Source organism: Clostridium sp. CAG:265 (genome assembly GCF_000436575.1).
Lineage (GTDB): Bacteria > Bacillota > Clostridia > Clostridiales > Clostridiaceae > Clostridium > Clostridium lentum.
The window spans coordinates 15,531-36,135 of sequence record NZ_FR886590.1 but is presented as its reverse complement, the minus strand read 5'-3'; the positions used below and the strand labels follow the sequence as shown (position 1 = coordinate 36,135).

Sequence of the window (20,605 nt, the reverse complement as noted above, 5' to 3'; positions counted from 1 at the left end):
TTAGCCCTATGCTATTTTTTCATACGAAACTTTACACTATCCTAATTACTATTATAAATCTTATTATACTTTTAAATTTTTGTAAATTTATTTTAAAGCTATATTTTCTTAATTTTTTTCAATATTTTATTAAATATTTCAAAACTTTAATATATAATGGTATATATTGAATTTATTAGGTGGATTATGATAAATATATATATTAAAAAAACATCCAGAAAGTAAGATTAGAATCTTTCTCTCTGGATGTTTTTATTATTTTTCTTGTAAAAGCTTCTTTAATTTATTTTGAACTAACCATAGTTTTTTTTGTTTTCTGTTATATGCTACAAGCTTATTTTTATTATTCTTACTTTCTTCCATAAGCTTAATATATTTTTCATCTGCAATATTTAATGCATCTTCAATTACTAAAAGTTCTTCTTTAGTAAACATATCTAGCCCTCCATTCATCAAATTAATCAATAATAGTTACCATTAATTATATCATTATTTTCACTAAAATATTGTTTAAAATGAATTTAAATTGACTCTAACTCTACTTTACTTTCATTACTTTTCTTATTTATAAGATAATCTACAATTATAGCAATTGCTCCATCACCAGTTATATTAGTAGCTGTTCCCAAGCTATCTTGTGCTGCGTGAAGAGCTATCATTATAGATTTTTCTATACTACCAAAGCCAAACATTGTTTCTAATAATCCAAGTGCTGCCATTACGCCACCTCCTGGAACTCCTGGTGCTGCAATCATTGTAATTCCAAGCATAAAAATGAATGGTAATACTTGAGATAATGTTGGAACTTGTCCATTCATATACATTACAGCCATTGAAGTTATTACTAAAGTTATTGTATCTCCTGCTAGATGTATTGTCGCTCCTAAAGGAACTACAAATTCTGCTATTTCATCACTAACTGAATTTCTTTTTACACATTGTAAAGTTACTGGAATAGTAGCTGCTGATGATTGTGTCCCCATTGCTGTAAAATATGCTGGTAGCATATTTTTTATCAACTTAATAGGATTTTCCTTCTTTATTATTGAAGTTATACTGTATTGAATTAATATATATATAGCTTGCACTGAAAATAATACTGCATATACTATGGCAAAAGACTTAAGAGTAGTAAATATCTCTCCACTGAAGCTTAATTTAGCAAAAATACAACCAATATATATTGGTACTAAAGGAATTAATACTTTATTAACTATCATAAGCACTATTTCATTAAACTCTTCAAAAACCCTTAATAAAGAGCTATCTTTTACTTTTGATATACCAATACCTAAAATAAAAGCTAAGACTAAAGCAGACATAACCCCCATTATAGCAGGTATATCTATTGTAAAGTAGGCAGTAGCTTCAACTGCTGCTCCTTCTGCTAATGTTCCCTGCTTAATTAAATTAGGCAGAATGGCTGATCCTGCTAAATACGCTAATAATCCTGCTACTATAGTTGAAACATAAGCTATAACTGTTGTAAGTAGCAAACCCTTTCCAGACTTTTTACCTAGTGTAGCTATTCCTGGAACTATAAATCCTATTATTATTAAAGGAATAACAAAGGATAAGAAGCTACCAAAAATACTACTAAATGTAGCTGCTAATCTTACTGGCCATAAAAGACCAATACCATTGCATCCTAACCCCAAGATAATACCCAAAAAGAAACAAATAAATATCCTTGAAATTAAAGACATTTTTTTCATAAATACCCCCTTTTGTACTTTCACAGCGTACAACTGTTTATTATATACTTACAATATACAATGCGTAGAAATTTATGTCAATTAGTTTTTAAAAAAACTATTAAATAACTTCCCTCAATAACTTTTCTATATTATAAATTAGATAGTTCTATCTTGATAATATTATTAATTCCATATTCATCAAGCATAAGTTTTTCATCAATTGTAAAAAGAACCCCTTAGCTGTTTACCAAGAGGTTCTTTTTGATAATTCAATATATTACATGTTCATAAACATTTCTATATCATCTTCAACATTATTTATTCCACCAATACCAAAGTTTTCAACTAATACTTTAGCTACATTAGGTGAAAGGAATGCTGGAAGCGTTGGTCCTAAGTGAATATTTTTCACTCCTAAGTATAGTAATGATAATAATACTATTACTGCTTTTTGTTCATACCAAGCAATATTAAATGCTATTGGTAAATCATTTATATCTTCAAGTTCAAATATTTCTTTTAATTTTAATGCTATTAATGCTAATGAGTATGAATCGTTACATTGTCCTGCATCTAGTACTCTTGGAATTCCACCGATATCTCCAAGATCTAATTTATTATATTTATATTTAGCACATCCTGCAGTTAAAATAACAGTATCCTTTGGAAGAGCCTTAGCAAAATCAGTGTAATAATTTCTTGATTTAGCTCTACCATCGCAACCACCCATTACGAAGAACTTCTTAATAGCTCCTGATTTTACTGCTTCAACAATTTTATCAGCTAAAGCAAATACTTGAGCATGGGCAAATCCACCAACAATTTCTCCAGTTTCAATTTCAGTTGGAGCTTTGCACTTCTTAGCATGTTCTATTATTGCTGAGAAATCTTTATTATCTTCACTTTCTCCTTTAATATGAGTACATCCTGTATATCCAGCTGCTCCAGTTGTATATACTCTATCTTTGTATGAGTCCTTAGGTGGTACTATACAATTAGTAGTCATAAGAATTGGTCCATTAAAGCTTTCAAATTCTTCTTTTTGTTTCCACCATGCATTACCATAGTTTCCTACTAAGTGAGAATATTTCTTTAAATGTGGATAGTAATGTGCTGGTAACATTTCTGAGTGAGTGTATACATCTACTCCTGTACCTTCTGTTTGTTTTAATAATAATTCTAAATCTTTTAAGTCATGTCCTGATACTAAGATACCTGGATTATTTCTAACTCCAATATTTACTTTAGTTATTTCAGGATTTCCATAAGTTTCAGTGTTAGCTTGGTCTAATAATGCCATACCATCAACACCAACTTTACCTGTTTCTAAAGTTAAAGCTATAAGTTCGTCTATTTTTAAAGAATCATCTAATAACTTAGCTAATGTGCTTTGCATGAAAGCATTAACTTCTTCACTATCATATCCTAAAGCATTAGCATGCTTCATGTATGCTGACATACCTTTTAATCCATAAGTTATAAGTTCTCTTAAACTTCTAACATCTTCATCTTTAGTTGCTAAAACTCCTATATCAGACTTCTTGTCCATTTCTTCATTTGAAGATGCATCCCATAAAGCTGCTTCTGATAAGTTTGCTGTATCTTTTAACTTTGCCATAAGTTCATTCTTAACATTTAAAGTTTCTCTAACTCTGCTGTAGAATACTTCATCATCAAAGTTTGCATTAGTTATTGTTGTAAATAAATTAATAGTTATTAAGTGATTAACTGCTCCATCTATAGCTTGTCCTTCAGCTCTTAATCTAGTTGTTATCTCACTTAACCCTTTAGTTGTATATATTAAAAGGTCTTGCATTCTAGCTAAATCCGGGCTTTTTCCACAAACACCAAACTTAGTGCAACCTGTACATCCTGCTGTTTCTTGACATTGAAAACAAAACATTTTATTTTCCATTTCTTAAACCCCCGTAAAATTAATTTTCAAAATATATACTATATAATACACTATAATTAAAATAAAATATGTAACATTTGTTACAAAGTTTATTTTCATTTTTTCAATGAAAAAGTATTTCTTCTAATTTATCTATATCTAATATAGTTATATTATTCCTATCAAAATCTATAATTTTTTCTTTTCTAAGCTTAATTAATTCTCTTGATAAAGAAGGTCTCGGAATTCCTATAAAATTTGCTATTTCTTCTTTGTTCATTTTTAAATTTACTATTAGTTGTTTTTGTGATTTATATTCTTGCAAAATATAATCTGCAACCTTTTGCTTTATATTTTTTAAAGAAATACTTTTAATCTTATTATTAAGTACAATAACTTTATCACTTAAAAGCATCAGAAAATTTTCTAATATAATATCATTTAAAGAAAATAATTTTATGATGTCCTCTTTATTTAAATACCCTACTATACAATTGCTATTTGCCATTACTGTTACAGGATACGTAGTAGTTTTAGAAAAAATAAGTGCCTCTCCAAATACATCACCACAAGAAAGCTTCTTCATTACTATAGATTTACCACTAGGATATATTCTTTCTATATTAGCTGTTCCTTGTAATAATAAACCTATAGCATTACAGTTATCATCTTCCTGTGAAATTATAGAACCTTTAGGATATCTCTCTATATAATAATTTAAATGTTTTAATAATTCTTCTAATTCTTCTCCACTAATACCAGAAAAAAGTGCATTATCTTTAATATTATTTATTATTTCTTTCATTTTTCACCACTCTTATCTTTTGTTTTAATTATAGTATACTACTTTTTTATTATTACATATAAAAAAACCGTATTAATATGAACTTTATTTCTGAAGCATTAAGTTCTTATTAATACGGAATCTTTTCTATATTTTTTTAACTACTGATGATTTTAATTTCATAGCTCCAAAACCATCTATTTTACAATCAATATCATGTCCATCAGATACACCATAAAGTAAACGTATATTTTTTACTTTTGTACCTTGCTTTAATGCAGATGAAGCACCTTTAACTTTAAGATCTTTTATTATTGTAACTGTATCTCCATCGTTTAATACATTTCCATTTGCATCTTTGATTACTTCTTGAGCTTCTCCATCAACTTCTGCACCAGCAGTCCACTCATAAGCACATTCAGGACATACTAAAAGGCTTCCATCTTCATATGTATATTCCGAATTACATTTAGGGCAATTTGGTAATTTATCCATTATTCATTCCTCCAATAATTTTCATTTGTAATTGTATAATTACAGTTAATATATGCAAAATATAGAAATATATAAAATTCTGCTTATATTCTTATATATACTATCATACTCTTTTAATATTGACAAACAATCATCATACAAACAAAAATTCAAGATTTCTGAATTAACAATATCATTATTTTAATGAGTAATTATAAGTTCTAGACTTATCTCTAGTTGTACAAATTTGTAATGTTAAATCATCTAAATTATACACACATGACCATTGTGTATCTGAAGGTATTCCTTCTCCACCTTCAACCTGTCTTACTCCTTGTGATGGTACACTAAGTAAAAGATCCATTGCTTCATCTTCACTCATTATTCCATTTGTCTCTTCTTGCTTAGCTTTAATTTTTTCATAACGGTCTTGTCCATATCCTGAATTCATATTGTTATAAAGAACAAAATTTGTTGCTGCTGTATATCCCTCTTCTTTAGTTAAAACATGCATTTCATTATTTATATATTCAACAACTGCTGTATTTCCTGTAGCATCTGCAATTTGAAAATGATAACCTGTTTCTCCACTTGAATTCATATCATAATTTTTAAGTAATTCAATAGCTTCATCAACAGTAGCCGCTTTATCTAAAACCATACGAATTGCTGAAGTAGTTGTTATAGGTACTTTTCCAGTATTTTGATGAACTTTTCCATCTTCAATAACAAGAACACCAATAGCAAGTCCTTTTTCATTCATACCATCTAATGGTGCATATGGTGCTGCTAAAGTAATAACACGATTTATTAAATTCTTAGTTGGCATATTTTCTAAACTTAATCCTAAATGATTTAAATTAACTAAAGAAATTGACTTATATCCATTCTTAGGTTGAGTGCGAACAATAAGTCCTATAGAATGTACATAATCAAAATTTCTTCCAAAAAGATTTTCATCTTCTAAATTAGTAGCAACAAAAGTGCTACAAGCTCCATCTGGATTAACATCAAAAGAAATTCCTTTTAATACTTGCTTAGTTACAAAGCTTACAAGATCATCATCTGTTGCAGCTCCATTTACTAAAAATTCATCTAAATTATAATCTGCATGATAAGTCATTTCATAAAAAGGATGCTCATTTAATTGTTTAAAAGATACTAATGTACGAATCTCTCCAAAAAACAATCCTCCTACTCCAATAACTAATGCTAATATTAATGCTAATGTACTAATACCTATTATCTTTAATTTTTTCTTCATATACTTTTCTCCTATTTTTTAATAAGTTATCTTTGCTAAAGATATTATACATTATTTTATTTTGATAATCAAACTGTTTTATTTGCAAATTATTTTTTTATGATTAAGCTAATATAGCTATATTTAAATATATTGAGGGTTGGTTACAATAAGAACGAGGCTTCACTCTTCTATTAATTACATGACACCAGAACAATGCTAATTATTAGCTAGAAGTGCAACATAAAAAAGTTTGAGTTTCTGTGTCCAATATATTGACATAAGACCAATTTAAGTTATATTATTTTATCAAATAAAATGAAAAATACTAAACATCAACACAAAAATGTAAATCATAATCCATAAGTTAAAAGTGTAAAAGCTTACTTTGGAGAACCCAAAGTAAAAACTTATGATTCAACTGATTTTAAGCTATAATAAGGAGGATGAATAAAATGAATAATTATGAAAATATTTTTAGGTGGATGAAAAAAGCAACAAAAGCAGAACGTCATATTGAAGAATTAGAGTTATTTGCAAAAAAACATCCAATAATATTTATGAAGTTTCATAAGGAAGGTAATGCAATAATTAAATATGATGAATGTGATCCTAAATATATTAAAGCAAAAGAAGAGTTAATAAAACTATTTAATGAAAATCAAAGTAGTTTTGAACCTGTTTTTGAAGCTGTAAAAAATAAATTTAATTATTAATATTTAAAAATAAAGATTGGAATATTTAAACTATACCCTTTGTCAAGGACAGTTTAAAAAAGAGTAGACTAATTTAAGAGATGATTTCTGTATTGAACAGGAGTCATCTTTTTTAAATTCTATTAACCTCTAAAATATTAATTATTAGTTTTATAATTTTAAACTTTTCACTTGCGGATACTATTACTTCATCCCCCCTTTCTAGCATTTCTAGCTTTTTACCATTTTTTACAATTAATATCTTTTGTAGTTATTATTGTTACTACTTCTATTAGTCAAAGAGCATTTTTACTTTTACTATTCGACTGATAATTGAATATCTTGATATAATTTGTTATTTCTTATTTCTGGATTATCTCCAATAAATGCTTTTCCCGCTTCTTCATCTCCTTGTAATTGCCACATAAACCATGCTGTAACATATCCATCTGCTGAATATAGCATTTGTACATGTTTTGCTCCAATTCTTCTGAGCATTACCTTTGATGATGGTATCTTATTATACATTTCAATCATTTTTTCAATTGGTATTACATATTGAGTTTCAAAATATCCATTAGTTCCTGCTATCATCAATATTGGTATATTTATTTTAGTTAAATCATATTTCCACCCAAACTGATGTGAAATTTCTTCGTGTGTTGGAGATAAAGCTACTGCTGTTTTGTATTTGTCCTTATATTCCATAATAGAAGTTGCTGTTAACACTCCTGCTCCACCTTGTGAATGTCCTGTTATACCTATGTTGTCTAAATCTAATTTACCATAAAAAATACTGTTACTATTACTATTTTCAGATATAATCAAATCTATTGTTTCATCAGCAGACTTGCCAAATCCTGTGCTACCATCATCATTGCCAATAACTACAAATCCCCAAGAAGCTAAATGTTTGAATAATGCTTTATACTTTTTAGGCAAAACTCCAGTACCATTTAATATAACTACTACTGGATATTTTTTATTGATATTACTTAATTCTTCAGGATAATAAATATAATATTTCTTCGTTATTTCTGAGCCATCTTTTTTTACCTTCTTAACTTTATAATCTCCCATTGATAAATATTTAATTTCAATATCTCCACCTGTTTTTACTTCCTTAGTATAGTTATTGGGTGTCATTGGTATAAATAATATTATGACTAACAGTGCAATAAATAATACAATAGATATTCCAATTATATTTAACAGCTTTTTCATCTCTACTCCTCCTTAATTATTTTTCTACAGGTATATACTTATCAAGGTATTCTTCCACTGTTTCCATATATTCTTTATAAATTTTATCATCATTTTGAAGTCCGTGTCCTGAATGTGTTGCTTCAAAATATTTATAATCTACATTATTCTCCAATAATTTTATTATTTAATAAACTTTACTCTTTTATTATAAATAAAAACTCTTACCTGCATATTTTAATACAAGTAAGAGTTTTAATATCTTATAACATTATTCTATTTACAATTTCAGTAAAAACAGCATTTATTTATGATACGGTTCTCCGTAACTACTTTAAATGAAGTTTTTCCATTTTATTCTTGTGTTTATTTTCTACATAATTATGGTATAATTCTAAAGTACAATTAGTTAAATGTGGGCTACTGGTATCACTCACCTTTCTTGTGAAAGGAGGTGATACTAATGAGTAACGATGATTTAATGTTACTATTTACAGCAGGTATATTCTTAATAGCATTATTGACATTTATAGTGTTACTTATAGAAAAAATCTCAAAAAAATAGTAGCCCCACATCGCAATTGGAAAGCTACTATTTTTTAATCATATTAAATTATAGTGATATCAGTTGCCTAAACAACTTTAATTGTATACTATAGGGTGTTGGTAGCACCCTATTTTTATTATCTTCATTTCTTATTTATATTATATCAAATTTTTATAAAAAATAAACACCTATATTTTTTATATTATTCTAATCTTTTATCTTCTGAATAATTTTCAGTCTTTCATTTATCATTTTAACATCTGTTTTATTTTCACTGATAATAGTAATTAAACAAATAGCTGCAACTATAATATATAATGAAATAAATATTACTTGTATTAAATAATCTTCATTTAATATCCCTAAATACATAAAACTCCCCTTTAAAATTAATAAAGTAATTATTAAATGTATAAATCCCTTTATTACTAAAGACATATTTTTTATACTAAAAATTATTGTACTAGATGAGATAATAAATCCAGCTACCATAATTATACATGTATATTTTATAATCTCACTTATTTGTATTGTTATTTGACTTGTCCCCGTTACAACTAATACACCTAATAACATACTAATAATAGCAATTAAACTTATTATTGCTCCTGCTATTCCCCTTTTTAATATCTCTTTTATCATCTAAGTCACCTCATATATCTAATATCTTTTTTACTTTTTCAAATATCTTCCTGATATATATTTTTTTCACCATTTTTAAAATTAATTGTTATCATACCATTAATACTAGCTTCTAAATTTTCTATTTTATAAATATTGACATAAGACCAATCTTCTTCATTTTAAACTTCTCCTTTCTAATAAAAATAACTCCTACATACTTTTAAATATGTAGGAGTATTATAACTATAATATATATTTATGAATTGTCTTTATTTCAAGTAATACTAATATTAATTAACTATTTAGGTTACTTAAATTTTGATTTAATTTTTTAAAACTATTTAATACTATAATTATATATTCTATAAAATAGATATCTGCACTAATATTTTATTCTTTCGTCCAATCCTTAATAAATAGTGTATCTTTATCTGATAGACTAATAACTTTCTTCGCATATAATATACTTTGACATTCGTTAGTAAATTTATTAATCTCATCTATTGCTATAAAACATTGCTTCTTCTCATTATTATATATTTCTATTATTTTTGCCATAGGTAAATTTCCTATATTTTTAAACATTACACTATCATGTATTATAAACGGCAGTATGGTTAATTTTAAAATACTTATATCAAATATAATTAAGTTAGCATACCCTCTAGCAGTACCTGTATTATCCGGTAAAGTTAAGAAATATTCTTTTTCTTTTATTTTAAATATAGGATATTTATTTTCTTCACCATATATATATTTATTTAATTCCTTCATTTTATTATTTATTTTAACTTCAATATTATATATTATATCTTTTTTAGTACTTACTAAATCAGCTTCTTTCCTATCCTTATCTTGTTTATCAGAAATATATTCTTCATACACATTATTCTCTTTCTTCTTTTCATTTAATTTGTTTATTAATTCTACAAGGGGTTCTAATAACTTATTAGGAATATCTTTTATAGCATCTGTATCTAGTATTTTCTCTTCAATCATTTGAACTTGTTGTTCTACCTCTATTAATTTCTGATCTAAACTTTTTTTAGCTTTATAAAACTCTTCTAGTAAAATATTATTTATTCCCTTATGAAACTCTTCTATCTCTTGTAATTTCTTAATATTTACTCCTTCAAAATACTCTTGTAGAGGCTCAAAACTTTTCTTTTTAATTTGTAAATTACTTTCTATATTCCTATTTACCCTTTTTAATTTGCTTATAATCATTTCTTTTTGCTTCTTAGCTTCATACAGTTCATTTTGAGCTTCTTGATAATTTACATCTAAAAAATCATTAAAGCCAATAGAAAGATTTAGTGCTACTTCGTTTAACTTTGTTGAGTTTGTTTCTATAAATTTTTTATTAGCCTCATACTGCTTAGCTGTAGGTTTCTTTATATATTTATATCTATTTGCACTATTGATTATAGAAATTTTTTTATCCAACTTTTTAATATCTTTTTCAATATCTTCAATTACCTTATACATATTAAATAATTTTATTAACAAATTAACTCCATCTATTTCTTTAGAGTTTATAACTGATTTTAATGGTTTTGAATTAAAAAAATTATCTTTTTGTGCTATTCTTGAAAATACACCTACACAAGAACGGAATTTAACTGAATCATTTTCTTTCATATACATCTTATGTAAGAATTTTTTATAATCCTCTCTACTCCATGAATCTATATTAGTAAAATTTTCATTACATACTTCAACTACTTTGAACTCTTTTGTGCTTCTTCTAAAATAGTATTGTTTACTATTAAATTCTAATATAAATTCAAAAAAATGATGACCTAAATTCCTAACTGTATCTTTATTCTTCTCAATATATGAACTACCTCCAAAAATAAAATCTACAATCATTAATAATGTTGATTTTCCAATAGAATTTGACCCTTGATCATCTCCTAAAACGGTATTTAATCCTTCATGAAAAAAAATAGGTCCTTTTCTAAAAACACTACTTTGTATCTGCTTCAACATATATTTTCCCCCCCTCAACATATTTTATTTTATTTAATATATATAAAATATCTAACACATATATATATTCCTGAACTTCATTAAAATGATTTTCACATAATTTATAAATTTCTAAGATATCTCTCTTTCCTTCTAAAATAATATTTAGTACTATCGGTAACTTAGATAGAATTGATTCTTCATATGTTTTAAGTTTATTTGGAAATATCATTACGAAAACACCTCACAATTTTGTACAAAAAAACTTGCTATAATAGTACTTGCAATTCTACTTTTCTTTCCTGTTCGTTGATGTATCCACTCAACAATTTGTTCAAATATAATAGTTTGATTGTTATTTATTTTTTTTATCTGTAAATAAAAAACTTTTATTTGTAACGCTATAATATCAAATATACCTTCATCATTATTATCTAACTCTATAAATTTATTTTTTATCTCTGGAAAGAATATTCTAACATAGTTTTCTATAGTTATTTTAGTAATAAGCTCTAGGCTATCATCAGCTTTTTCATCTATCCTCATAGCTGACATTACTAACTCCTCTTTAACAGTATTACTTTGTGAACAACTTCTAGCCAATAAATTTAATACCACATTTATCTCATCATCTATAGCATAATTTCCATATAATTCTCTACACTTACGTTCTATAGTTGCCTGTTTCTTTATTTTAACTAAATTCCTATATTCCTCTACCGTTGTATATTTATCATGCTTAGTATGACAAGTTGGACATAACATTATTACATTTTCTATATCATCTACATCATCTGATAATCTCTCCTCATTTTTAAGTAGTTCCATCTCGTACTCTGAAGGACTATGTGGATAAATATGCGCTATTTCAAATAAATTAATAGTTCTTTTACCCTTCTTTTTAATTAACTTTTCTCCACAAAGTGGACACATTTCATCTACTTCAAATAGCAACAATAACTTCTCATCTGGTGTATACTTTTTTCTTTTATTTTCTTGCTTATATCCCACATGCTTCTCCCCCTATTGTATAAATTGTAGTTTATATATATTTTACCATATTATCAATTTCAAAGCATTTTCTATCACACTGTTATTTCTTGCCTAATATATTTATTAAAATTATTCAAAAACTTATTTATATAATAAATAATCCTCTACAATCGAATAATATGTTATATTGTAGAGAGTACCCTTATGGCAGTGAAACATAATTATCTAATCACCTATATTTAACTATCCAAATTTAGCAAAAACCTCACTTATTTATGATACGGTTCTCCGTATAGGTATCAAATGAGGTTTTTTTTTAGATTACTAATTTCACAAAGTTATTATCTCCCTATTTTGTAAAATAAATAAAAAGTAACTATTGCCACGCTCACTTCCTGATATAAATTTTATAGTTTTAAACCTTCAAATCCGTTGTTATAACTAGCTTTATGAATTCAAAAATTTTATACTTTTCTGTACATTAAAAAGGAATATCTATTACTGATATTCCTTTTTGCAGTTCTAAGTAATTAATTATCTTACTATTTATATTCTTTATTTTTCTACTTCCTCTATCGGTTTTCTTCCTAAGTATACAAACTCCATTAATGATTGAAATATTTCTTCTTCTTCTGAAAAAACATTTATATCTTTATATAAATTATAATACTTAATGGCACTTTCAAAATCATGATACATTTTTCCGCCTTCATTTATTCCAGTTCTTTCATCCTTAATTTTATCATACAATAAATCATACATATTAGTATATCCACCAAAATTTATAGAGAATATATATTCTCCTGGGCTTATCTCTTTACCAACTGTTGTTATATATTCTATAATTTGTTTTTCGTTTGGATAAGGAACTGAATTTATAGCATCTTTATTAGCCTCTATCCAGTCATAAGCATCTTTTTTACTATAAGCTTTAATTATTGATAATACCAATTTATCTAGTATTTGTAGCTTATTTTTATGTTTATCAAATAAATAAATCCATGTTTTATATCTAATAATTGGTGGCAAAAGAGAAAATCTCTCTAAAATACTATTAGAAAAATATTTATCTTTCTGATATTCTAAAAAATACCTAATAAATATCAAGGCATATAAATCTAAAATGGCTTCTTCGACCTTTTCTATTTCTTCATTTGAAAATTCATCTGTACGCTTTGTATGAGTTCCATCACATCCAAATGGATTAATTATTTCTATACAATTAATCAAATATTGACTTAATTCTTCTCCTAAAATATTCATTCCTTCTTTTACCGCAGTATTTCTTGAATTATTTCTTACATTCCCTAGCGTCAAAGACTCTGAGCTTCCAATATTTAATATTTTTCTTACCATTACTTCAGCATGTTTTCTAAGTCCAGCCATTTTCCCCATATTGGATATTTTAATATAATTTATATCATTTAATAAGTTACTTATTAATATCTTATATTCATTATCATTAAAATTATTCATCAGTTACTCCCCCTAAAGTTTAAAGTTTTATTATCCATATTTAAAAAATTCATCTTATTTTTTGATTGAATCCAAACTTTTCATAAAATTTTTTATCATAGCTATTGAGATTCTATTTTTAACAAATAGCTCTACATAATAACCCCTAATAAATTCTAATTTATCCAATAAACACCCTTATACTATAAATATAATATTTATAAAAAATAATTTCAATATTCTATTTTTGTTAATTTATATTTATATAGCAATATCTAAATTCAATGTACTTACCCCAACATTTCTTAACATAAAAGAAGAAGGAGCATCCTTTATAGATACTCCTTCTTCTTTACTTATATAATCAACCAAGTTATCATTTATTTTTAGTTTTATTGAATCTATCTCCCTTGCTTCATTTATAGTTATTTCTGATATTATCATATGAAGCAATTTCTTCTGTTGCTCTCTAGTTGCACTCTCTGTTAGAACTTTACTAAAATTCTCTAGTATGCTCTTTATGAACTCATAAGGTATTTCTTCACTTACATCATCCGAAAGTGTAACTAGAAGTGGTTCTTTTTCCTCTTGAAGACTTTTAGCTCTCTTGTTTAGCTCATCTTTTCTCTCCTTGAACTCTTCCTTAGATATTATCTCTTCTTCATATGCTTCAAAAAGCTTAGTTTTCTTCCTATCTATCTTTTCAAGCTCCTTATCTATTCTTTCTAGCTCTTTCTTAGCTGGACTTATCTTTTTATGTCTTTCTTTATTAATGTTATTTACTATAGATTTAACCATTTTCTCATTAGAAAGTAATTCTGAAATCCTATTGAATACATATTCATTAGCTTTATCAACTCTTATTGTATTAGAATTACATACACTTGTACCTTTATTCTTCCATGCTCCACAACAGTAGTAAGCTATTCTCTTCTTAGTTCCATCAGCTAACTTATTAGTAGTTCTTGAAATCACCATACCAGCCCCACACTTAGGACACTTTAGTATTCCTGTTAGTGGATACTCACCATCATATATTCTTGAAGGTTTACCTTTCTTACTTTCCATTATTGCTTGTACCTTATCCCATAACCCTTCATCTATTATAGGTTCATGTATTCCATCTGTTATTATTGGATTAGCATTTATATTTCTTCTTCTTTTCTCTGACCAATTTTGTCTTACATTATATCTAACCTTTCCTATGTATACTGGATTAGTTAGAATTTCTCGTATTGAACCTACTGAAAAATCATTTCCTTTCTTAGTCTTATAACTTAGCTTATTTAGTTGATTAGTAATAGCTTTATATCCCTTCCCATTAACATATTCATTGAAAATAAACCTAACTGCTTCTGCTTCTTTCTCATTTATTGTTAGTCTATTCTTTTTTCTTTTAGCTCCTTCTTGATTCTCAACAGGAACTAGGTCATACCCTAAAACTCTACCTCCACACCATTCTCCTGATTTTGCTTTTGCACACATCCCCATCTTTACATTTTGAGCTATAGTACCTCTCTCAAACTCTCCTATCAATGCCATCATCTGAAATTGCATTTTTCCAGCTGGTGTATCTGTTTCAAATGGCTCTGAATATGATTTGAATGTTATATCATTCTTCTCTAATATGTCAACTATCTTTAATACATCAGCTAACTTTCTACTTATACGGTTTATCTTCCATGAGATAACCATATCAAACTTTTTTTCTTCTGCATCTTTTAATAACTCTTTCAAAGCTGGTCTATTTTTAATATCTTTCCCACTAATCCCTCTATCTGAATAACACTTATACACTTCATAATTGTTTTTCTCTGCCCAACTCCTTAGTAATCTTTCTTGTTCATCTATACTATAACCTTCTTCAGATTGCTCTATAGTACTAACACGAGTATATAGAGCTAATCTTTTTCTTGCATTCTCATCTTCTATATTATTAAGTAACTTCTTTAAAACCATTTTATATACCTCCAATTTTCATGTTTTCTCTAATCAAATTTATAATATATACTTATCATCTTAGTTTATAACGGAAAATATCGTTATTATTGAAATAACAATAACAACGATATTTTCAATCATTTAATTAATCTCTCCAAGTATAGAAGTTACACACTAATTTAAAATTACCTATTTTAACATTACATAACTTATTGCGTATACTATTCACCATAAATCTAACATGTTCTTGGATTTCACTTACTGTTCTCATGAATATAGTTTCACCTGTAAAATAATCCATAGTAATTTTCTTTTCTGCTATCTTGACATTACTTATACATGAGTTAAACTCCATATGTAATTCATCTAATGATACTTCTTCTGTAATAGCTTCAATTGGAACTATTATTGTATATGTATCTATTGCCATCTCATCTCTCCCTTTTCCATTTTCATTAATATCAATATCAAAGTTTATTAATACGTTTTCTTTAATTATTTCATTTATCATGTTCATCTTCTCCTTTTGAATTGGTTATTTATTAATATATACCTATTATTTTTAACAGAGTAACTGGTTTAGATTTACTTAACTATATAACTTGTCCTATTTAGTTTCATCATTTATCTCTATCTCTCCAGTATTATTAAAATTTTCTACTGTAAATCTTGGGTTAATTATCACCTCTAAGTTATCGTATTCAACTGGTAAACTATCACTTAGACATCCTGTATCAAATATCCATTCATTAAACCCTATACTATCTACATACTCTAAAAATTCTTCAATTAATTTAATATAGTTATTATAATCAAGAATGACTTGACATCTCATCGTCCACCACTCTACTATAAGTCCACAACTAGTTTTGAATATTGCACTTGGTACTATAGATAATCTCTTAAGTTTATCTATTACTTCATTTATATTTTGATTAGGTATTTTTATTGACAATCTAAATAAAAGTTGTTCCATAGTATACATATGCCTTCCATCTCCTTTCTCTATGACTTCTTTAGCTCTTTTCATTTCTCTATCTTTCATCTTAATTTCTCCTTTTAGATTACAGTTTTTTAAATTTATCAGTATTGCTTGTGCTAGTCATTTTAGATATAAAATTAATTATTATTTCTGAAAGTAAATCTATTACCTCATTACTGTTATTATTGGAACTCATAATTTTTTCTCCTTATTGTACACTTTTTAGTAATGATAATCTTTCATCCAGTTTATAAACCATTCACTAGCCATTATTTCTTCTTGTTCTCTTCTTGTTATATCTTCTTCTATAATTTCTCCATATATTGAATTTTGTAAATTATTATTTCTTACTGCATTATTTAAACTCATTTACTATACTCCTCTTACATTTATTTCACTAAGCATTGAACCAACATAGCACAATGCTTAGTGATTTAATATACTTATCAAGTACAATTAACTTACTGTTATTATTGCTACAACATTGTCCTCATATTTAACATATTCAACATCAAAAAATGTAATAGAAGTCTTATTACTGAAATCTAACTTATATAAATCTGTTATTTCCTTAACTATTCCTGCTGAATAAATAACTCCCTTAGACTTTAAAACTTTTATATTTATGTAATTATCATTATTCGGTAGTTGTTCACCTATAGCAATTTTATCCTCTGAAAATGACATTACTATCCTTTCTGGCTTATTTAACTTCTCCATTATTTCATTAGACACTATTATTCTTTTTCCAGTCTTAGAATTTATTATTGACATTACTCCTGCTTCAGCAATACCTTTATTTATAGATTTACTTTCTGATGGTTTAAATGAATCTAAATCTATACTTTCTTTAATCTCATAATCATCTTCAACTAATTCATTATTACTACTTACCATTTTATTATCCTCCTTATTTTTAGGTCTTAGCTTTGGTGCTGGTCTCCTTGCTCTTAATGCTGCTACACCTGTCTTTTTTCCTATAACCATTTCTGACATTTCTATTCCTCCTTTTAAATTAATATGACTTAGTAAAATCTAAGCCACCTTATAAATGTTAAATTCCGATAAATTCCTCATATTCATTACCAAATGTAACTTCATTTTCATTTACTTCTACCTCTTGTGTATTATTAAAGTTACTTGCTACCTCTGCTCTTCTCTCTTTCACCATTTCTATAAAATTCATACCTAACATCCCATTTCTTCTCTTTAACTCATCTCTTGCTTTTTGGTACTGTATGAACTCCTCTGCTTCTTCTAAACTATATACATTTATTACATTTAAGTATCTCCCACCTCTAACTGACTCATAATCAAGTTCTACTACAATCTCCTTATCAAACATTTCACAAAAGGGGAAATCTACATACTCATCTATCTTATGCTCTAATCCTACCGCTTTAACAAACTTATAAAAGAGATACTTATTATATGGTGATACCATAATATATTGACTTAGAGATACTCCATTCTTTAAAAGAATTTCTAAGTTTCCACATTCAAAAATATCTCCTTTTTTAGTTTTCTTGAGTCCTCTAGACTTAAAGTCTTTTATCTCTCCTAGTTGTAGTCCTCTTGATAAATCTACTGCTTTACCATCTTTTGTTAAAATAGCCATATAATCGTCTCCTTTGTAATCGTTTTCTTTTCTTTTTGCATTTTTATACAGTTGCTTTTCTTTTTATTATAAATATAGTCTATATTCATATTTATGCATTTGCATTTTATTAACTTACAAATTTATTATAACAACTTTTAGATATTGTGCAAATCGCTAAAATTCCATTTTACTGGAAATTTCAGTATTATAATTCATTTGAATTTTCCCTTATGATTTGCCATCGATGACTACATTTCCTACCTTAAAAAACTTTATCCTCTTTTCACTCCAGGAACTCCTTAACTCGATAGCAATCACTGCTAAAGTATTGATTTTACTTGCTTTATCTCACTTTTACTTTTAATTACATTTTTGCATTTTGAATATTTATTCAAATTTTTATATTTATTTTGAATAAATATTTTTTTTATTTTTTTAATCATACTATTTAATCTTTGAACTAACCCGTTCTTTCCAAGAACGTTATCGATTGTTTTACACTTTTTTACTTCTGAATTGTAATCGAAGTTAATATCATTTTTTCTTCCCACAAAACTCTTCTAAATTTATACAGTATAATATTCTAAATATACTAACTAATCACACAAAAAAAATAGATAAATTTGTGTAAAAACAAATTTATCTACTCTCCTAAAAATCACTAAATACTTATTAAAAATCTAATAAATATTTAGTGAAATTTTATTTAATTTGTATTCTTCATAATTTTAATCTCCTTTTGGATTATAACCTTTATGTTTTAATATTATACGCTCCTCATTTTTATCAATTATATATTCATAGTTATCTAAATCACTTTTAGATATTACACCAAGAAACATTGAACTTAACGCAAGTGGTATTGTAAAAGGACTCATTCCAGCTGTAACCACTCCACTTACTATTGCTGTATTTCTTCCTACCTTAGACATTGTCTTTCCAACACTATTCAATATTTTTTTATAATCCTTCTGCTCCATTTCATGATATAGTTCTCCCTCTATATATATTAAATTATATTTTTTCTTTAAATAATATTCTAAGTGCTCTTTTGTAGTAACTATACTTGGATTAGCTTCTTGCTTTGTTTTGCGAATATATCTATTGGTTTCTTTTTCTCTATAGTTACCTACAATATCTGCTTTTAATAATCCTATTTTTGCTTTTACACCTGTTTTCCACACATCAAATCCCATTTAACTATCTCCTAATAATTTATTATTAAACTAATTCTAATCCATTAGCATTATTCATTTTCCCTGTAAATATCTGAACTGCATCTATAATTGCCCATATCCAACAGCCCCATAATACTGGTGCAAATAAGAACATTGCTATAGCAAATAAACCTAATTGTATAAATCCTATTTCCTTATATCCTAGATAAAATCTATGTATTCCCATTGAACCTAAAAATACTGCTAATAGTCCAGCTACCATTTTATTATTGGTATTGCTTCTACTCTTACTTGCAACACTCTTTAATTGGTCTGCTATGTTATTCATTGCTCCTTTCAATCTTATTCCACAATTTAAACATACTTCTGCACCTTTATTTTTAACTTCTTGTCCACAATCAGGACAGTAATTCTCACCTTGCCCTTTGTTAGTTCCACATTTTATACATATTACTGCCCTTGGATTATTTAATTCTTCTCCACATTGTCTACAATACATTTCTTATGTACCTCCATTTTAATCGCTCTTTTTTTTATTCCATTCTTATTTATTACCTTTTGTAACCAATTACAAGTGTATCCTAAGTTTCTTGATATCTGTTTTAAGTTCTTTCCATTATAGTGTTTATTTAGATAATCTATTACATATTTTTCTGAATATAATCTCATCGGAAATGTTATCTGTTGACCTTTATAACTTTCATATACTTTTAGAGTTATATCATGTCCTAGAACCTCAACCATATCTTTATAGATACCTCTGTAATTCTCACTCTTTTTACTCATGTTTTCTTGTTCCATCAACTCCTTTTCTTTCACATTAAATATTACCTCCATTAAAAAGTTTTCATAAGATTGAAAAGCCAATGGATTTTACAAGGAAAAATCACTTGGCTAATCTAAAAAGAGTTAATGCTTCCTTCCTTAGAAACATTAACTCTTTTTCATATTTATAATATATATTTGATTGTATAATTTAAAACGGTTTATTTATCCCTTTTTTTGTTGTTTTTATATTGAGTGCTATTATTTATTCTCGCTTCCTAGAATCTTTGTTTTATAGTATGTTATTGTTATTTTCTGATGTATTTTTCTTTATTGGTACATCACATTTTTTATCTCAGTCTATTGTTATGATTTTATTATCTATTGTAATTTGTTAGACTTTCTTAATTCTATTTATGTCAATTGGTATAGTTATTATATCTTCTTCATCAACTTCTTTTGTTGTTATATTATCTTAATTGTATCATTATATATTGATTAGATTTTCTTCATCTTATTGTATATATTTCTTATTACTTTATATCTTCTTTATTATCAT

The 20,605-nt window shown here is 26.6% G+C and carries 25 protein-coding genes; 2 read left to right on the top strand and 23 right to left on the bottom strand.

What is annotated here, in order from left to right; translation table 11 throughout:
- Window positions 1-255: 255 nt before the first annotated feature.
- The 6 genes from Q5O29_RS02800 to Q5O29_RS02775 form a co-directional block, all read right to left on the bottom strand.
- Entirely contained in the window at window positions 256-435 is a 180-nt protein-coding gene (locus tag Q5O29_RS02800; protein ID WP_022211490.1) for a hypothetical protein, read from the bottom strand.
- Window positions 436-521: 86 nt separating this feature from the next.
- Window positions 522-1,715: a dicarboxylate/amino acid:cation symporter gene (locus Q5O29_RS02795; RefSeq protein ID WP_022211489.1), complete on the bottom strand. Its 1,194-nt coding sequence runs from the start codon at window positions 1,713-1,715 to the stop codon at window positions 522-524.
- Between the two features lie 259 nt (window positions 1,716-1,974).
- Window positions 1,975-3,612, bottom strand: coding sequence for a hydroxylamine reductase (hcp, locus tag Q5O29_RS02790; protein ID WP_022211488.1), 1,638 nt, complete (start codon window positions 3,610-3,612; stop codon window positions 1,975-1,977).
- A 103-nt stretch (window positions 3,613-3,715) separates the two neighbouring features.
- Window positions 3,716-4,396, bottom strand: coding sequence for a Crp/Fnr family transcriptional regulator (locus Q5O29_RS02785; RefSeq protein WP_022211487.1), 681 nt, complete (start codon window positions 4,394-4,396; stop codon window positions 3,716-3,718).
- A 126-nt stretch (window positions 4,397-4,522) separates the two neighbouring features.
- Window positions 4,523-4,870 carry a zinc ribbon domain-containing protein YjdM gene (locus Q5O29_RS02780; RefSeq protein WP_022211486.1) on the bottom strand — a complete coding sequence of 116 codons (348 nt, stop codon included), beginning with the start codon at window positions 4,868-4,870 and terminating at the stop codon, window positions 4,523-4,525.
- Window positions 4,871-5,045: 175 nt separating this feature from the next.
- Window positions 5,046-6,113 (bottom strand): C45 family peptidase, encoded by a 1,068-nt coding sequence (locus Q5O29_RS02775; protein ID WP_022211485.1) that lies wholly within the window; start codon window positions 6,111-6,113, stop codon window positions 5,046-5,048.
- A gap of 434 nt (window positions 6,114-6,547) precedes the next feature.
- Between Q5O29_RS02775 and Q5O29_RS02770 the strand changes: the two genes are divergently transcribed.
- Window positions 6,548-6,808, top strand: a complete 261-nt coding sequence (locus tag Q5O29_RS02770) for a hypothetical protein (protein ID WP_022167366.1) — start codon at window positions 6,548-6,550, stop codon at window positions 6,806-6,808.
- A gap of 297 nt (window positions 6,809-7,105) precedes the next feature.
- Here Q5O29_RS02770 and Q5O29_RS02765 read toward each other — a convergent pair whose 3' ends face one another.
- A complete protein-coding gene (locus Q5O29_RS02765) occupies window positions 7,106-8,011 on the bottom strand; it encodes an alpha/beta hydrolase (protein ID WP_022211484.1) in 906 nt (301 codons plus the stop codon).
- Between the two features lie 16 nt (window positions 8,012-8,027).
- Window positions 8,028-8,165, bottom strand: coding sequence for a hypothetical protein (locus Q5O29_RS02760; RefSeq protein WP_302631288.1), 138 nt, complete (start codon window positions 8,163-8,165; stop codon window positions 8,028-8,030).
- A gap of 288 nt (window positions 8,166-8,453) precedes the next feature.
- On the opposite strand from Q5O29_RS02760, the gene Q5O29_RS02755 reads away from it, so the two are divergent.
- Entirely contained in the window at window positions 8,454-8,555 is a 102-nt protein-coding gene (locus tag Q5O29_RS02755; protein WP_041081648.1) for a putative holin-like toxin, read from the top strand.
- Between the two features lie 189 nt (window positions 8,556-8,744).
- On the opposite strand, the gene Q5O29_RS02750 is transcribed toward Q5O29_RS02755, so the two are convergent.
- From Q5O29_RS02750 to Q5O29_RS02680, 15 genes are all read right to left on the bottom strand, one after another.
- Window positions 8,745-9,179, bottom strand: a complete 435-nt coding sequence (locus tag Q5O29_RS02750) for a DUF3021 family protein (protein WP_022211483.1) — start codon at window positions 9,177-9,179, stop codon at window positions 8,745-8,747.
- 372 nt (window positions 9,180-9,551) lie between these two features.
- Window positions 9,552-11,153, bottom strand: coding sequence for a DUF2326 domain-containing protein (locus Q5O29_RS02745; protein WP_022211482.1), 1,602 nt, complete (start codon window positions 11,151-11,153; stop codon window positions 9,552-9,554).
- Window positions 11,131-11,364 carry an ABC-three component system middle component 7 gene (locus tag Q5O29_RS02740; RefSeq protein ID WP_022211481.1) on the bottom strand — a complete coding sequence of 78 codons (234 nt, stop codon included), beginning with the start codon at window positions 11,362-11,364 and terminating at the stop codon, window positions 11,131-11,133. Before Q5O29_RS02740 ends, Q5O29_RS02745 begins: the two co-directional genes overlap by 23 nt.
- Window positions 11,364-12,143, bottom strand: coding sequence for an ABC-three component system protein (locus Q5O29_RS02735; RefSeq protein ID WP_022211480.1), 780 nt, complete (start codon window positions 12,141-12,143; stop codon window positions 11,364-11,366). The genes Q5O29_RS02740 and Q5O29_RS02735 overlap by 1 nt, the downstream gene beginning before the upstream one ends.
- Before the next feature lie 537 nt (window positions 12,144-12,680).
- Entirely contained in the window at window positions 12,681-13,601 is a 921-nt protein-coding gene (locus Q5O29_RS02730) for a hypothetical protein (protein ID WP_022211479.1), read from the bottom strand.
- 240 nt (window positions 13,602-13,841) lie between these two features.
- Entirely contained in the window at window positions 13,842-15,539 is a 1,698-nt protein-coding gene (locus Q5O29_RS02725) for a recombinase family protein (RefSeq protein ID WP_022211478.1), read from the bottom strand.
- A 127-nt stretch (window positions 15,540-15,666) separates the two neighbouring features.
- Window positions 15,667-16,032: a hypothetical protein gene (locus tag Q5O29_RS02720; RefSeq protein WP_022211477.1), complete on the bottom strand. Its 366-nt coding sequence runs from the start codon at window positions 16,030-16,032 to the stop codon at window positions 15,667-15,669.
- A 96-nt stretch (window positions 16,033-16,128) separates the two neighbouring features.
- Window positions 16,129-16,566, bottom strand: coding sequence for a hypothetical protein (locus Q5O29_RS02715; protein WP_022211476.1), 438 nt, complete (start codon window positions 16,564-16,566; stop codon window positions 16,129-16,131).
- A gap of 159 nt (window positions 16,567-16,725) precedes the next feature.
- A complete protein-coding gene (locus Q5O29_RS02710) occupies window positions 16,726-16,872 on the bottom strand; it encodes a hypothetical protein (RefSeq protein WP_022211474.1) in 147 nt (48 codons plus the stop codon).
- Window positions 16,873-16,959: 87 nt separating this feature from the next.
- On the bottom strand, window positions 16,960-17,499 hold the full coding sequence (locus Q5O29_RS02705; RefSeq protein WP_022211473.1) for a hypothetical protein: 540 nt from the start codon (window positions 17,497-17,499) through the stop codon (window positions 16,960-16,962).
- A gap of 58 nt (window positions 17,500-17,557) precedes the next feature.
- Window positions 17,558-18,121 carry a hypothetical protein gene (locus Q5O29_RS02700; protein WP_022211472.1) on the bottom strand — a complete coding sequence of 188 codons (564 nt, stop codon included), beginning with the start codon at window positions 18,119-18,121 and terminating at the stop codon, window positions 17,558-17,560.
- A gap of 302 nt (window positions 18,122-18,423) precedes the next feature.
- Window positions 18,424-18,654 carry a hypothetical protein gene (locus tag Q5O29_RS02695; RefSeq protein WP_022211471.1) on the bottom strand — a complete coding sequence of 77 codons (231 nt, stop codon included), beginning with the start codon at window positions 18,652-18,654 and terminating at the stop codon, window positions 18,424-18,426.
- A gap of 177 nt (window positions 18,655-18,831) precedes the next feature.
- On the bottom strand, window positions 18,832-19,299 hold the full coding sequence (locus Q5O29_RS02690) for a hypothetical protein (RefSeq protein ID WP_022211470.1): 468 nt from the start codon (window positions 19,297-19,299) through the stop codon (window positions 18,832-18,834).
- 25 nt (window positions 19,300-19,324) lie between these two features.
- Window positions 19,325-19,780: a TM2 domain-containing protein gene (locus tag Q5O29_RS02685; protein WP_022211469.1), complete on the bottom strand. Its 456-nt coding sequence runs from the start codon at window positions 19,778-19,780 to the stop codon at window positions 19,325-19,327.
- Complete coding sequence (locus Q5O29_RS02680; protein ID WP_022211468.1) at window positions 19,750-20,100, bottom strand: Mor transcription activator family protein; 351 nt, start codon at window positions 20,098-20,100, stop codon at window positions 19,750-19,752. The genes Q5O29_RS02685 and Q5O29_RS02680 overlap by 31 nt, the downstream gene beginning before the upstream one ends.
- Between the last annotated feature and the right edge of the window lie 505 nt (window positions 20,101-20,605).